The organism is Bradyrhizobium genosp. A (assembly GCF_049949275.1).
Classification (GTDB): domain Bacteria; phylum Pseudomonadota; class Alphaproteobacteria; order Rhizobiales; family Xanthobacteraceae; genus Bradyrhizobium.
Genome location: NZ_CP188196.1, coordinates 6,675,305 through 6,690,711 on the forward strand (window position 1 = coordinate 6,675,305; position 15,407 = coordinate 6,690,711).

The window sequence follows — 15,407 nt, forward strand, 5'->3', positions numbered from 1 at the left end:
CCGCCGGCTGGTTTCAACCTCTCCCGCTTGCGGGAGAGGTCGCCGCGTAGCGGCGGGTGAGGGCTTTCTCCTCTCGGGGGCCCTCGCCCGCGGAAACACCCCCACCCCAGCCCTCCCCCGCAAGCGCCCCGCAAGCGGGAGAGGGAGCGCACCTGCGCTGGTGATGCAGTCAAGGCGCTCACTGCTTCGACCGCTGCATCGCCGGCTTCTCGCTGCCCTGCCGGGCCGCCGAGAGATTGTGCGCGGTGTTGATGAGCGCGATGTGGGTCAGTGCCTGCGGAAAATTGCCGGTCTGGCGGCGCGCGATGGAATCATATTCCTCGGCCAATAGCCCGACTTCGTTTGCAAGTCCCGCCACGCGGTCGAACAGCTCTTGCGCCCTGTCGAGATTGCCCGCCAGCACATGGGCGTCGGCCAGCCACAGCGTGCAGGCCAGGAACGCGCCCTCGATCGGCTGCTTTTCCTCGGAGACCTCGCGCGGATCGTGCCTCAGCACGAAGCCGTCGCGCATCATGTATTTCTCGACGGCCGCGATGGTGCCGCAGATGCGCGGATCCGAGGCCGGCAGGAAGCCGACGGCCGGCAGCAGCAGCAGGCTGGCGTCGAGCAGCTTCGAACCGTAGGACTCGACGAAGGCGTTCTCTTCGGCATCAAAGCCGCTGTGGCAGACGTCGCGATGAATGGCGTCGCGCAGCGCGCGCCAATGCAGAAGCGGCGCTTTGAAACCGAAGGTCTCGGCGCTCTTGATGCCACGGTCGAACGCGACCCAGGTCATGACCTTGGAGAAGACGTAGTGCCGGGGCTGGCCGCGCCGCTCCCAGATGCCGTGATCGGGCTGGTCCCAGACCTCGGCGAGATGGTTGAGCACGTTGCATTCCACCGCCCAGGTCTCGTCGTCGAGCTTCAGCTTGGCCATGCGCGACTGGTGGAAGGCGTCGATCAATTCGCCATAAACGTCGAGCTGGAGCTGCGCATGCGCGGCATTGCCGATGCGCACCGGCTGCGCGCCCTCATAGCCATCGAGCCAGCCCGCCTCCCATTCCAGCAATCGCCGCTGGCCCCAGATGCCGTACATGATCTGCATGCTCGACGGAGAACCGGCGGCCGCACGCAAGAGCCAATTGTGCCAGGCCGAGGCTTCTTCGGTATAGCCGGAGTTCATCAGCGCCAGCAGCGTGAAGGTGGCATCGCGCAGCCAGCAGAAGCGGTAGTCCCAATTCCTGGCACCGCCGAGCTTTTCCGGCAATGAGGTGGTGGGCGCGGCGACGATGCCGCCTGTGGGCCCGAACGTCAGCGCCTTCAGCGTGATCAGCGAGCGTAGGATGAGATCGTGGTACTCGCCGTCGCGCGTGCACTTGCTGCACCACTCCTTCCAGAATGTCTCGGTCTCCTGGAGCGCGATTTCCGGGTCGATTGGCTCGGGCGGATCGAGATGCGAGGGACCATAGGTGAGCACGAACGGCACGGTCTCGCCGGCCTTGACCTCGAACTCGGAAACCGTCGTCAGATCCTCGCCGCGAGTCTCGACCGGCGTGCGCAGCACGGTCATGTCCTGGCCGGCGACCGCAAGCAGCGAGCGGTCCTCGCAGCGGCGCACCCAGGGAATGTCGATGCCGAAGCCGAAGCGGATCACGAGCTCCATTCGCATCTTCACCGTGCCGCTCACGCCGCGCACCAGCCGCACGATGTCGGAGGCCTTGCCGCGCGGCGGCATGAAGTCGATCAGCGCGACGGTGCCGCTCTTCGCTTCAAACCGCGTTTCGAGGATGAGTGTATCGCCGAGATAGCGGCGCGAGATCGTGGTGACGTCGTCGCTCGGCGCGACCAGCCAGCGGCCGTTCCTGTGCTTACCGAGGATCGCGGCAAAGCAGGCGTCGGAATCGAAGGCCGGCCAGCACAACCAGTCGATCGAGCCGTTGCGCCCGACCAGCGCTGCGGTCTCGCAGTCGCCGATCAACGCATAATTCTCGATCTTCTCTGACAATGTCGTGCAAGCCTTGGAAAATCCCCGGCGGATCAACTCCCGCCGGGCAACGAACGTTCCCGCGTCGCGGCCTTCAAAGCCTTGAGATCGACCTTCGAGGCGATCTTGTCGAGCGCAACCGGCAGACGCTGGCGCCAGTTTGGATGCTCGTCGATCGTGCCGGGAATATTGGGCTGGTCGATCACGCCGAGCAGATCCTCCATCGACACCGCGAGCAGCCGCGACGGCGTGCGCGACAGAAAGTTGAGCACGGAATAGAGATCGTTGGCGTTGATGCCGTTTTGACGCAGGATCTGGTCGAGCCCGCCGAGCGCGTTCCAGCGCGCCTGGTCCTCCTCGCCGGGATCGAGCCCGAGCGAGCGCTTCATCCTGAGATCGCTGAACGAGCGCCATCCCGCATAGGTGCAGAGATCATGCGTGTTCAGCGTGACCAGCGCGTTCGGCCGGTAGTGATCGACATTGCGGAAATGGCCGGCATCGTCGCGCTCGAACATCATGACGAGATAGGACCAGATACCGAAATCCTGCATGGTCTCGCGAAAACCTTCCGGCACGGTGCCGAGATCTTCGCCGATCACGATGCATTTGTGGGTGACGCTCTCGCGCACCACCGCCGCCAGCAGCGCCTCGAGCGGCATCTGCACATAGGCACCGTTGTCGGGCTTGAAGCCGCGCGGCACCAGGTAAAGCCGCTTCAGTCCCAACACGTGATCGAGCCGGATCGCACCGGCATGCCGCATCGAGGCGGCGACCATGTCGGCGAACGGCACGAAGGATTGCGCCTCCAGGCCGCCCGCGTTGAAGCCGGCGAGGCCCCAATCCTGGCCGATGGTGTTGAGCACGTCGGGCGGCGCGCCGACCGCAAGGTGGCGGGAGATTGCCATCTGCTCGTTCCAGGCATCGAAACCATTGGACTGTACGCCGACGGCAACGTCGAGATAGAGCCCGACGCGCATGCCAAGCTCGGCGGACAGCGCCTTGGCAGCGCGCAATTGCGAATCCGCGGTCCACTGCGCGAACTCGACGAACTCGACCTCGCGCTTGTCGGGGCCGTTGCGCAAGCCCGCGCATCTGGCATCGTCGGGTTGCCGCCATTCCAGCGGCCATTCCCACCACGGCGCGTTAAAGCGATGGCGCAGCACCTCGAAGCAGGCAAAGCGGGACAACAGCGGCCCCCGGTCGGCGCGGAAGGCATCGAACTGACTGCGGCGGACGCCGCTCGCGCTTTTCACAAAACTGTCAAAGGCCGCGCGCAGGCCCAACCATTTTAGCGCCGCCACATCGGTATAAGGGACACGATCACCTTCGCGCAGCCGCGCAGCGGTCGCGGCCGCGTCCGGGATGAAGTCAGTCGAAAATTCCGGGATGGCCTCGACGTCGATGTAGAGCGGATTGAGAAACAGCCGGCTGTTCGGCGAATAGGGGCTGCAATCGCCCGGCTGATCGTCGAACAGGACATGCAGCGGATTGAGCCCGACGCCATCAGCGCCCAGCTGTTTGGCGAGCCTGACGAGGCCAGCCAGATCGGTGAAATCGCCGATGCCCCAGTTGCGATCCGAGCGGACGCTGTAGAGCTGCACCGCGAGCAGCCAGCCGCGGTCGAAATCACCGCCGAAGGCGCGCTCCGGTGCCACGATCATGGGCACCTCTTCCGTGTCGCCCTTGGCGTCGGTCAGTGTCAGCCGGTGATAGCCAAGCGGCAGACCGGCCGGCCAGCCGATCACCGGCTCGCGCGTCTCGCCTTGCGCAATCACATTGCCGTCGCCTGTGACTTTCCATTGCAGCGGCGGCGCGCCGATGGCCGCGAGCTCGGTGCGCGGACTGCCCAACGCGCGCACCACGACCGGCCCGCTGACGAAGCGGTAAACCCGCTTCTCCGGCAGGGCGTCGAGGATGGATTTGAGCGCCTCGGGCGCGGTGACCCGCAGCTTTCCGAGGGCATCGACGAATTCGGATTGGACGCCCTTGGTCCGGGCTTCAGCTAAAAGGTCCATTCGGCACGCAGCTTGCAGGCCATCAACTGGCCGGGGGCATCGATTTTAACGTGGTCGCGGAAGAGGTTAGTCGCACTTAACTCACAAACCGCGCCTGCCGTTCCCAGGGGAACCAATGACACACAAACGGCTTTCTATATAGGTACCAAGCGTAGGTTCCCGCCAAGGGAAACGGGCCCCTGCTTTCTTGTCAATGGCATCACCGTGAACAAGACAATTCAAACTGTCGAGAGCGCCGCTTCGGGCAGCGCTTTCCTGATCGAAGACGTCTATCCGTCGATCGATGGCGGCCGCTTCGCCGTGAAGCGCGTCGCGGGCGATGGGGTCGAGGTGTGGGCCGACATCTACCGCGATGGCGACGCCACAATCAGCGCCGCGCTGATCTGGCGCGGCGAGCAAGACCGGGAATGGCGGCGCGAAGCGATGACCCATCACGCTGACGACCGCTGGTCGGGCGTGTTCACACCGGCCGAGCCCGGCCAATATGTCTACGCCATCGAAGCCTGGACCGATGAATTCGCCACCTGGCGCCACGGGCTCGAACGCAAGCAGCTGTCCGGCGGCGACGTCACGCTCGATGCCATCGAGGGCGCCGGCCTGCTGACCAAGGCGCACGGTGCGCGGCAAGACGCCGCGGCCGTGATCGTCAGGCAATGCGAGGACTATCTCGGCAGCGGCGATGTCGCGCCGCTGCTTGCCACCGAGCTGAGCCAGGCCATGGCCGAGAGCCAGGCGCGACCCGACCTGACCCGCTCGCCGCTCTTCCCGTTGGTCATCGACCGCGACAGAGCGCGCTTCGGCGCCTGGTATCAGATGATGCCGCGCAGCCAGAGCCAAATCGCCGGCCAGCACGGCACACTCCGCGACTGTATCGCGCGCGTACCCGACATCGCCGCGATGGGCTTTGACGTGCTGTATTTCACGCCGATCCACCCGATCGGCCACACCCGCCGCAAGGGCCGCAACAATGCGCCGGTGGCGACCGAGGGCGAGCCCGGCTCACCTTACGCGATCGGCGCAGCCGAGGGCGGGCACGATGCGCTGCATCCCGAGCTCGGCACCATCGAGGACTTTCGCGCGCTGGTCGCGACCTGCCTCGAATACGGCCTCGAGCTGGCGCTCGATTTCGCCGTGCAATGCTCGCCGGATCATCCCTGGCTGATGCAGCACCCGGAATGGTTCAAATGGCGGCCGGACCGCTCGGTGCGTACCGCGGACGGGCCCTATTCGGATATCGTCATCCCCGATTTCGCGTCCGTCGACCGGATCGGGCTGTGGAACGCCTTCCGCGATGCCATGCTGTTCTGGATCGACCATGGCGTGACCATCTTTGCGATCGACAATCACGACACCGCGCCATTGCCGTTCTGGGAGTGGCTGATCCGCGACATTCGTCAGCGGCATCCCGAGGTGATCCTGTTCTCCAAGACCTTTGCGCGGCCGAAGCTGATGAAGGGGCTCGCCAAGCTCGGCTTCGCGCAATCCTTCAGCTATTTCCCCTGGCGCACCGGGAAGTGGGAGCTGGAGCAATATCTCGGCGAGCTCTCGCACTATCCCGAACGGGACTTCTATCGGGCGAACCTGTTCGTGAACACGCCTGACCTGCTGCCTTATCATCTCCAGAGCGGCGAGGCCTGGATGTTCAAATCGCGCGTCGCGCTGGCGGCAACGCTGTCAGGCAATTACGGCCTCTATAGCGGGTTCGAGCTGCTCGAACACGAAGCTGTCCCCGGCCGTGAAGAATATCAGGATTCGGAGAAGTACCAGATCCGCCAGCGCGACTGGGACAAGCCCGGCAACATCAAGCCCTACATCACCGCGCTCAACCGCATCCGCAACGACAACGCAGCGCTTCAGCAGACCACCAATTTGCGCTTCCTCGGCATCGAGGACAACGAGACCATCGCCTTCGCCAAGGAGGCTACCGAACCGGCCAACACTGTTGTCGCGGCGATCGCCCTCTCGCGCCATGTGCGCGAATTCTGGTTGCCGCTCGGCGAGCTCACCATCGACGTCGACGGCGAACGCCGCCACGTCACCGCCCTCGAAAATCTCATGACAGGCGAACAGTCCCGCATCGAATGGGGCGGGATCAGGTTGCGTATCGATCCCGACCGCGATCCGGCGCTCATGTTCCGCTGCCTGGCGTAAGGGGTCACGCCATGAATGTTTTGTCTTCCGTCGACACCAAGAAGGCCGAGGCTGCCGAGATCGTGGACGAGCTCTGGTACAAGGACGCCGTCATCTACCAGCTCCACGTCAAGGCCTTTGCCGACAGCAACAATGACGGCATCGGCGATTTCGCCGGCCTGACCGAGAAGCTGCCTTACCTGCAGGATCTCGGCGTCACCGCGCTGTGGCTCTTACCGTTCTATCCCTCACCCGGCCGCGACGACGGCTACGACATCGGCGACTACGGTTCGGTCAATCCCGATTTCGGCACGATGAAGGATTTCAAGCGCTTCATCCAGGAGGCGCAGAAGCGTGGCCTGCGCGTCATCACCGAGCTCGTCGTCAACCACACCTCTGACCAGCACAATTGGTTCAAGCGCGCACGCCGCAGTCCGCCAGGTTCGAGCGCCCGCAACTGGTATGTCTGGAGCGACACCGACCAGAAATACCAGGGCACGCGCATCATCTTCACCGACACGGAGAAGTCGAACTGGACCTGGGATCCGGAGGCCGGTGCATTCTACTGGCATCGCTTCTTCTCGCACCAGCCCGACCTCAATTTCGACAATCCGCGCGTCGTCAGCGCCATCATCCAGGTGATGAAGCGCTGGCTGGATGCCGGCGTCGACGGTTTCCGGCTGGACGCCATTCCCTATCTGTGCGAACGCGAGGGGACCTCGAACGAGAACCTCCCCGAGACGCATGCGATCATCAAGCGCCTGCGCCAGGAGCTCGACGCCTACTCCAAGGGAAAGCTGCTGCTGGCCGAAGCCAATCAGTGGCCGGAGGACGTGCAGGAATATTTCGGCCGCGGCGACGAGTGCCACATGGCCTACCACTTCCCGCTGATGCCGCGCATCTATATGGCAATCGCGCAGGAGGACCGTTTTCCGATCACCGACATCCTGCGCCAGACGCCGGACATCCCCGCGAACTGCCAATGGGCGCTGTTCCTGCGCAACCATGACGAGCTGACGCTGGAGATGGTCACCGACGTCGAGCGCGACTATCTCTGGACCACCTACGCCAACGATCCCCGCGCCCGCATCAATGTCGGCATCCGCCGGCGGCTTGCGCCGCTGATGGACAACGACCGCCGCAAGATCGAGCTGATGAACTCGCTGCTGCTGTCCTTCCCCGGCACGCCGATCATCTATTACGGCGATGAGATCGGGATGGGCGACAACATCTATCTCGGTGATCGCAACGGCGTGCGCACGCCGATGCAGTGGAGCCCGGACCGCAACGGCGGCTTCTCGCGCGCCGATCCCGCCCGCCTTTACGCGCCGCCGATCATGGATCCTGTCTACGGTTACGATTCGGTCAACGTGGAGGCGCAGTCGCGCAGCCTGTCGTCGCTGCTCAGCGCCACCAAGCGGCTGATCTCGGTACGCAAGTCGACGCTGGCCTTCGGCCGCGGCACCATGACCTTCATCCGCCCGGCCAACCGCGCCGTGCTGGCCTATGTCCGGCAATATCACGACGAGGTCATCCTTTGCGTCGCCAATCTGTCGCGCGCCGCGCAAGCGACCGAGCTCGATCTGTCGCCGTGGAAGGACCGCATCCCGCAGGAGATGCTCGGCCGCACGCGCTTCCCCGCGATCGGCGAGCTGCCCTATATGATCACGCTCGGGCCTTACGGCTTCTACTGGTTCCAGCTCCAGGAGCGCGACAAGTCCGAGCCGGTGACGCCACGCGCGGTGCCGGAGTTCGAAACGCTGGTGGTCCCGGTCAATTCGAATTGGGTGTCGCTCGCGCGCGAGCGCGGCGTGTTCGAGCGCGACGTGTTGCCGGGCTTCCTGTCGCGGACACGCTGGTATCCCGAGCACAATCCCAAGCACATCAAAGCCACGCTGACCTCGGCGGTGCCGTTCAGCGACATCGGTGACAACCGGCCCTGGATCGCGTTCTTTGAGACGGCGCAGGACGACGTCACGATACGCTACGTGCTGCCAATGCAGATCGAGTGGGTGCGGTTCGACCGCGAGCGCTTCAACCCCAAGGCGCTCGCCGCAGTACGTCAGGGTGCGCGCGAAGGTACGCTGCTCGACGTCGCGACCGACCCGATCTTCATCGGGCTTTTCCTGCGAGGCCTGTCGCAGAACCTCGTTGTGGACGAAAACAATCTGCGACTGGAGTTCAAGGCCACCAGCCGGTTCGCGGAATACACCATCAAGGAGCCCGCGCGCATCCGGGCGGTCGAGCAATCGAACAGCACGGCCCTGGTCGACAACCAGTATGTCGCCAAGATCCATCGCCAGCTCGAAAGCGGCATCAATCCCGAGATCGAGATCGGCTGTTACCTGACCGAGGTCGCACGCTTTGCCAATGCGCCGGCGCTACTTGGCAGCGTCGAGCTGGTCGAGGGCAATAGTCGCAGCGCGGTCGGCGTTTTGCACGCCTATGTCGAAAATCAGGGCGACGGCTGGGCCGTGACCAACGGCTATCTCGACCGCTACATCGATGAGCAGCGATTGGGGCCGGTGGACGAGATGCCCCGGATCACCCAGGAGCAGGCGCCCTATCTGCACTTCATGGCGCAGACCGGCCGGCGGCTCGCCGAGCTGCACATGGCGCTGGCCGCCGCGAAGTCCGCCGACCTTGCCCCGAACCCGATCGGTCCTGCGGACGTCAAGCACTGGTCGACCGACCTCAAATCACGGGCCGAGCGGGTTTTCGACCGGCTGGCTGACAGCAGGGACGGCCTGCGCGAGGGCGACCGGCCTCTGGTCGACCAGCTGGTCGCGGTGCGCGCGACCTTGCCAGACCACGTCAGCGCGCTCTTGCCATCCGACATCGGCGGGTTGAACATCCGTCATCATGGCGATTTCCGTCTCGGGCAAACTCTGATCGTGAAGGACGACATCTTCATCATCGATTTCGACGGCGATCCGCATCTCGCGCTGGCCGACAAGCGGCGCAAGTTGCCTGCCGCGCGCGACGTCGCGGGCCTGATCCGCTCGATTGATCTTTCGGTTAACGCCGCGCTTGGCCGGGCGCTCTCTGGGGGCAGCGACGAGCAGGGCCGGCTCACGGCCGCGCTCGGCGAATGGCGCGAACACGCCATCGCGACCTTCCTGTCGGCCTATCGCGAGGCCATGACCGATCGCCGGCTCTGGCCGGAACAGAGGCATTCCGCGGAAGGCCTGTTAAGGTTTTTCCTGCTTGATCGAGCGTTCGACGAGGTAGAGTACGAGCTGTCCCACCGGCCTGAGGGGCTTCATGCGGCGCTGGCCGGCCTGCTTCGCATTCTGTCCAGTGCCAAGAGCGAAGCCCATGCCTAAACTGCCAGCCGAAGCCTACGCGATCATCGAGGGCCGCCACTCCGACCCCTTCCACTATCTCGGGCTGCATCCCGAGGGCGACAAGAGCGTGGTGCGCGCGTTCCTGCCCGAGGCCTCCAATGTCGAGGCCGTCGGCGAGCACGGCGAGGTGGCAAAGCTCGATCGCGTCCACGATTCCGGCCTGTTCATCGGCGCCCTGCCCAACGGCTCGAAGCACTACCAGCTCCGCGCCAAATTCGGCGACAACGTCGTCGAGTTCGAGGATGCCTACCGCTTTCCGCCGATCCTGACCGATTTCGACCTCTATCTGCTCGGTGAAGGTACCCATCAGCGAATCTACGACAAGCTCGGCGCGCATCCGATGCGGCTCGAAGGCATCGACGGCATCGGCTTCGTCGTGCTGGCACCGAATGCGCGACGCGTGTCCGTGGTCGGTGATTTCAATTTCTGGGACGGGCGGCGCCACCCGATGCGGGTGCGTGGCGCTGGCTATTGGGAATTGTTCATCCCGAACGCCAAGGCCGGTGACCACTACAAATTCGAGATCATCGGGCCACACGGCCATCTGCTGCCGCTGAAATCCGACCCGCTGGCGTTTGCCAGCGAGGTTCGGCCGAAGACGGCCTCCATCGTGTTCGACGAAGCGCACCTGCCACGGCCGCGGCCTGCGCCCGACGGCATCAACGCGCTGTCGGCGCCGATGTCGATCTATGAGGTTCATCTCGGCTCGTGGCGACGCAAGAACGGCAACGAGTGGCTGACCTATCGCGAGCTCGCGGAGCAATTGCCGGCCTATGCGCGCGATATGGGCTTCACCCATCTCGAATTCCTGCCCGTGAGCGAGCATCCGTTCGACGGCTCCTGGGGCTATCAGCCGACCGGCCTCTATGCACCGACCAGCCGCTTCGGGACGCCTGAAGATTTCGCAGCACTGGTCGATGCCTGCCATCGCGAAGGCATCGGCGTGCTGCTCGACTGGGTGCCCGGTCACTTCCCCGACGACCCGCACGGACTTGGCAGTTTCGACGGCACTTCGCTCTACGAGCATGCCAATCCGCTCCAGGGCCGCCACCTCGACTGGGGCACGCTGATCTACAATTACGGCCGCACCGAAGTGACGAACTTTCTGGTGTCGAACGCGCTGTTCTGGCTGGAGCGCTACGCGATCGACGGCCTGCGCGTCGATGCGGTCGCCTCCATGCTCTATCTCGATTACAGCCGCCCGCCCGGCGCGTGGATTCCGAACCAGTATGGCGGCCGCGAAAACATCGAGGCCATCAACTTTCTGCGCCGCTTCAATACCGAATTGTTCGCGCGCTTCCCACAGGCGACCACGGCCGCAGAGGAATCCACCGCATGGCCGCAGGTCTCGCGCCCGGTCGAATTCGGCGGGCTCGGCTTCGGCTACAAGTGGAATATGGGCTGGATGCACGACACGCTGAACTACATCAGCAAGGATCCGATCCACCGCAAGCATCATCACGGCGAGATCCTGTTCGGCCTGCACTACGCCTTCTCGGAAAACTTCATCCTGCCGCTGTCGCATGACGAGGTGGTGCACGGCAAGCGCTCGATCCTCGGCCGCATGCCCGGCGACGAATGGCAGCGCTTTGCCAATTTGCGCGCCTATTACAGCTTCATGTTCGGCCATCCCGGCAAGAAGCTGCTGTTCATGGGCGGCGAGATCGCGCAGAGCCGCGAATGGAATCACGACCAGTCGCTCGATTGGCACCTGCTCGAATACAAATACCATTCGGGCATCCAGTCGCTGATCCGCGACCTCAACCGGCTCTATCGCGCGGTGCCGGCGCTGCACCAGATGGATTGCGACCAGGCCGGCTTCGAATGGCTGGTCACGGACGATGCCAATCGCAACGTGTTCGCCTGGCTGCGCAAGGGTTTTGACGAGCACGCGCGGTGCCTCGTGGTCGTGAACTTCTCGCCCAACGTCTATCAAAATTATCGCATTCGCGTGCCGTTCGCCGGCAAGTGGAAAGAGGTGTTCAACTCGGACTCCGCCCATTATGGCGGCACCAATGTCGGGAACATCGGCGAGGTCCGGGCCGTTGACGGCAAGGCGCCCGAGCTCCGCCTCACCATTCCGCCGCTCGCCGCGATCTTCCTCGTTCCGGAAAGCTGACCGATGCGCCTGACTGCTGGATCGCCCGCACGCCTCGGTGCAAGCTGGGACGGACGCGGCACCAATTTCGCGTTGTTCTCCGCCAATGCCGAGAGGATCGAGCTGTGCCTGTTCGACAGCCAGGGCCGGCGTGAACTCGAGCGCATCGAGCTGCCTGAGCGCACTGAGGACGTCTGGCACGGCTATCTCAACGACGTTTCGCCAGGCCAGCTCTACGGTTATCGCGTGCACGGCCCTTACGAGCCCGAGCACGGCCACCGCTTCAACGCCAACAAGCTGCTGCTCGATCCCTATGCCAAGCGGCTTGCCGGTCGGCTGGTCTGGAGCGATGCGCATTTCGCCTACCGCACCGGCTCGGCGCGCGAGGATCTGTCGTTCGACCGGCGCGACAATGCGCGCGGCATGCCCAAGGCCATTGTGGTCGACGAGACCTTCAACTGGGGCCGGCGCGAAATCCGGCCTCACATCCCCTGGGAAGACACCATCATCTACGAGGCGCACGTCAAGGGACTGACGCAGAAGCGCGACGACGTGCCGCCGAATTTGCGCGGCACCTATGGCGGGCTGTCATCGCCGGCGATGATCGAGCATTTGAAAAAGCTCGGCGTCACGACCGTCGAACTGTTGCCGATCCACAGCTTCGTCGACGACCGCATCCTGGTCGAGAAGAAGCTCGTCAATTACTGGGGCTACAACACGTTGTCCTTCTTCGCGCCCGAGCCGCGCTACGCCCAGGACAATGCGCTCGATTCCTTCCGTACCACGGTGGCGCGCCTGCACGATGCCGGCATCGAGGTGATGCTCGACGTCGTCTACAACCACACCGCCGAGGGCAATCATCTCGGACCGACGCTGTGCTACCGCGGCATCGACAACGCCTCCTACTACTGGCTGAACCGCGAGAACCCGCGCTACTATGACGACTTCACCGGTTGCGGCTCCTCGGTGAACCTCACTCATCCGCGCGTGCTGCAGATGGTGATGGATTCGCTGCGCTACTGGGTCGAGGTTTGCCATGTCGACGGCTTCCGCTTCGATCTTGCTACTACGCTCGCGCGCGGCCCGAACGGATTTGATCGCGGCATCTCGTTCCTCACCGCGGTCCGGCAGGACCCGGTGCTGGCGGCCGTCAAGCTCGTTGCCGAACCCTGGGACCTCGGCCTCGGCGGCTATCAGGTCGGCGCATTCCCCTCGCAATGGTCGGAGTGGAACGATCGCTATCGGAGCGCCATGCGCCGCTACTGGAGCGGCGAAGGCAGCCTGATCGGCGACATTTCCAGCCGCATGACGGCGTCATCAGACCTGTTCAACCATGACGGACGGCGTCCGCGCGCCAGCATCAACCACATCACCGTGCATGACGGTTTCACGCTGGCCGACCTCTTCAGCTACAACGAGAAGCACAACGAGGCCAATGGCGAGGACAATCGCGACGGCTCCAACGACAACCACAGCAACAATTGCGGTGTCGAAGGCCCGACCGATGATCCCAATATTCTCGCGCTGCGGCGGCAGCTTCGCAAGAACGTGCTGGCCTGCCTGATGCTGGCCCAGGGCATTCCACTGATCCTCGCCGGCGATGAGGTCGGCAACACGCAGTCGGGCAACAACAATGCCTACTGCCAGGACAACGAGGTGGGCTGGGTCGGCTGGGCCAATCTCGGCAAGGACGGCGACGACATGGTCGATTTCGTCTCAGGTCTCGCCAACATCCGCCGCCGCTTCTCGCAGCTTCGCAGCCATCGCTGGCTCGACGGCCGGCCCAAGGACGGCATCTCCTACGGCGCGCTGTGGCTGACGCCCGAAAGCAGCGAGATGACGGAGAACGACTGGAAATTCCCGGAGGGGCGATTCCTCTCTTATGTGATGGGTCCGATGGAACCGGGCAGCGCGGCGATCTTTATCGTATTGAACGCCGCCCCCGAAGAGATCGCATTCAAATTGCCAAAAATGCCCGAATACAAGAGCTGGCAGCAGATCCTGAACACGACGGATGCCAAGCTGAACAGCGTTGATTTCCTGCCCGGAAGCGACAGCAAGGCGCCGCCGCGCTCCGTGCTCGCCTTCGCGGGGGCGCTATGAGGCCATCCTTCGGGGCGAAGCCGACCAAGGACGGCGTATCGTTCCGTTTGTGGGCGCCGGGTGCGCGTCGTGTCGATCTTCTGCTCGACACACGACACGCCATGCAGCGCCGGCAGGATGGCTGGTATGTCGCCGAGATTGCCGGCCTGCCCATCGGAAGCACCTACAAGTTCAGGATCGACGACGAGATCGACGTGCCAGATCCCGCGTCGGCGTTCCAGCCCGAGGACGTGTTCGGCCCGAGCGAAGTGATCGACCACGATTCCTTCGCGTGGCGCGCGAAGGATTGGCGCGGCCGCCCCTGGGAAGAGGCGGTGCTGATCGAGACCCATGTGGGCACCTTCACGCGTGAAGGCACCTACCGCGCCATGATCGACAAGCTCGATCATCTCGTCGCGACCGGCATCACCGCGCTCGAACTCATGCCATTGGCTGATTTCGCCGGCCGCCGCGGCTGGGGCTATGACGGCGTGCTCTGGTATGCGCCCGACAGCGCCTATGGCCGCCCCGAACAGCTGAAGGCGCTGATCGACGAAGCCCATCTGCGCGGCCTGATGGTGTTTCTGGACGTCGTCTACAACCATTTTGGCCCCGAAGGAAATTATCTCGGCCGCTACGCGCCGACCTTCTTCACCGACGCGCACACGCCCTGGGGCAGCACGATCGACTATCGCGTGCCGCAGGTGCGCGCCTTCGCCGTCGAGAACGCGTTGTCCTGGCTCACCGACTACCGCTTCGATGGCTTGCGGCTCGACGCCGCCAACCACATCATGGCGAGCCCCGGTGAGCAGTCGATGTTGCAGGACCTCAGCGCTGCCACCGGTGCGCTCGCCAAGGCCACCGGACGGCACATTCATCTCGTGCTGGAGAACGGCGACAACCGCGCCAGCCTGCTCGATGCTGCGCAGGAGCCGCCGAACGGCAAATACCGCGCACAGTGGAACGACGACTACCACCACGTCTGGCACGTGATGCTGACCGGCGAGCTCGCCGGCTATTACGCCGACTATCAGACGCCGCGCATGGATCTGGCGCGCGCGCTCGCCTCGGGCTTCGTCTACCAGGGCGAGATCTCGGAGTTCTGGGGCAAGAAGCCGCGCGGCGAGCCGAGCGGCGGGCTGCCGCCGGCCACCTTCGTCAACTTCCTGCAAAACCACGACCAGATCGGCAACCGTCCGTTCGGCGACCGGCTGGAGAGCCTGGCATCACCGCAGCAGATCGAGGCTGCGCTCGCGGTGACGCTGCTCGCGCCAATGGTACCGATGCTGTTTCAGGGCGAGGAGTGGGGCTCAAAAATCCCCTTCCCGTTCTTCTGCGATTTCCAGGGCGGACTTGCGGATGCCGTACGCAAGGGGCGCAAGCAGGAATACGCCTGGGCCTATGAGAAGTACGGCGACGAGGTGCCCGACCCGCTCGATCCCGCCACGCTGCAATCGGCCGTGCTCGACTGGACCGGCCGCACGCCGGAGCAGGATGCGCGGCTTGCGCTGGTGCGCGAGCTGCTGACGCTTCGCCGCCGGGACATCATGCCGCGGCTGAAGGGAGCGAGCTTCAGCGACGCAGCGGCAGCCGACAGCGGCCTTCTCACCGCGCATTGGCGCATGGGCGATGGCACGACGCTGCGCCTGACAGCCAATCTGTCAGACAGCGAAATTACACATTCCAACAGCAATGCGGGCACGCCGATCTGGGGCGACGCAAGCGGCGACCGGCTTCCGCCCTGGTCAGTGGTCTGGCATCTCGGAGGTTGA

7 protein-coding genes are annotated in these 15,407 nt (G+C 64.3%); 5 read left to right on the forward strand and 2 right to left on the reverse strand.

Annotated elements, in window-relative coordinates; translation table 11 throughout:
- Positions 1–178: 178 nt before the first annotated feature.
- The gene (locus ACP2YP_RS31335; protein ID WP_426420073.1) at positions 179–1,984 is read right to left on the reverse strand and encodes a glycoside hydrolase family 15 protein; all 1,806 of its coding nucleotides are present in this window, start codon (positions 1,982–1,984) and stop codon (positions 179–181) included.
- 32 nt (positions 1,985–2,016) lie between these two features.
- Positions 2,017–3,978 (reverse strand): 4-alpha-glucanotransferase, encoded by a 1,962-nt coding sequence (malQ, locus tag ACP2YP_RS31340; protein ID WP_426420074.1) that lies wholly within the window; start codon positions 3,976–3,978, stop codon positions 2,017–2,019.
- Between the two features lie 204 nt (positions 3,979–4,182).
- Between malQ and ACP2YP_RS31345 the strand changes: the two genes are divergently transcribed.
- The 5 genes from ACP2YP_RS31345 to treZ are packed head-to-tail and all read left to right on the forward strand — an operon-like array spanning position 4,183 to position 15,407.
- Positions 4,183–6,129, forward strand: coding sequence for a maltotransferase domain-containing protein (locus ACP2YP_RS31345; RefSeq protein WP_426420075.1), 1,947 nt, complete (start codon positions 4,183–4,185; stop codon positions 6,127–6,129).
- An 11-nt stretch (positions 6,130–6,140) separates the two neighbouring features.
- Positions 6,141–9,434 carry a maltose alpha-D-glucosyltransferase gene (treS, locus tag ACP2YP_RS31350; protein ID WP_426420076.1) on the forward strand — a complete coding sequence of 1,098 codons (3,294 nt, stop codon included), beginning with the start codon at positions 6,141–6,143 and terminating at the stop codon, positions 9,432–9,434.
- Entirely contained in the window at positions 9,427–11,574 is a 2,148-nt protein-coding gene (gene glgB / locus ACP2YP_RS31355; protein ID WP_426420077.1) for a 1,4-alpha-glucan branching protein GlgB, read from the forward strand. The genes treS and glgB overlap by 8 nt, the downstream gene beginning before the upstream one ends.
- A 3-nt stretch (positions 11,575–11,577) precedes the next feature.
- On the forward strand, positions 11,578–13,656 hold the full coding sequence (gene glgX / locus ACP2YP_RS31360; RefSeq protein WP_426420078.1) for a glycogen debranching protein GlgX: 2,079 nt from the start codon (positions 11,578–11,580) through the stop codon (positions 13,654–13,656).
- Positions 13,653–15,407: a malto-oligosyltrehalose trehalohydrolase gene (treZ, locus tag ACP2YP_RS31365; protein WP_426420079.1), complete on the forward strand. Its 1,755-nt coding sequence runs from the start codon at positions 13,653–13,655 to the stop codon at positions 15,405–15,407. Before glgX ends, treZ begins: the two co-directional genes overlap by 4 nt.

Excerpts from the sequence above, each read along its gene's own strand:
- malQ (WP_426420074.1), bottom strand. The coding sequence starts at position 3,978 with ATGGACCTTTTAGCTGAAGCCCGGACCAAGGGCGTCCAATCCGAATTC.
- treS (WP_426420076.1), top strand. The coding sequence starts at position 6,141 with ATGAATGTTTTGTCTTCCGTCGACACCAAGAAGGCCGAGGCTGCCGAG.
- glgB (WP_426420077.1), top strand. The coding sequence starts at position 9,427 with ATGCCTAAACTGCCAGCCGAAGCCTACGCGATCATCGAGGGCCGCCAC.
- glgX (WP_426420078.1), top strand. The coding sequence starts at position 11,578 with ATGCGCCTGACTGCTGGATCGCCCGCACGCCTCGGTGCAAGCTGGGAC.
- treZ (WP_426420079.1), top strand. The coding sequence starts at position 13,653 with ATGAGGCCATCCTTCGGGGCGAAGCCGACCAAGGACGGCGTATCGTTC.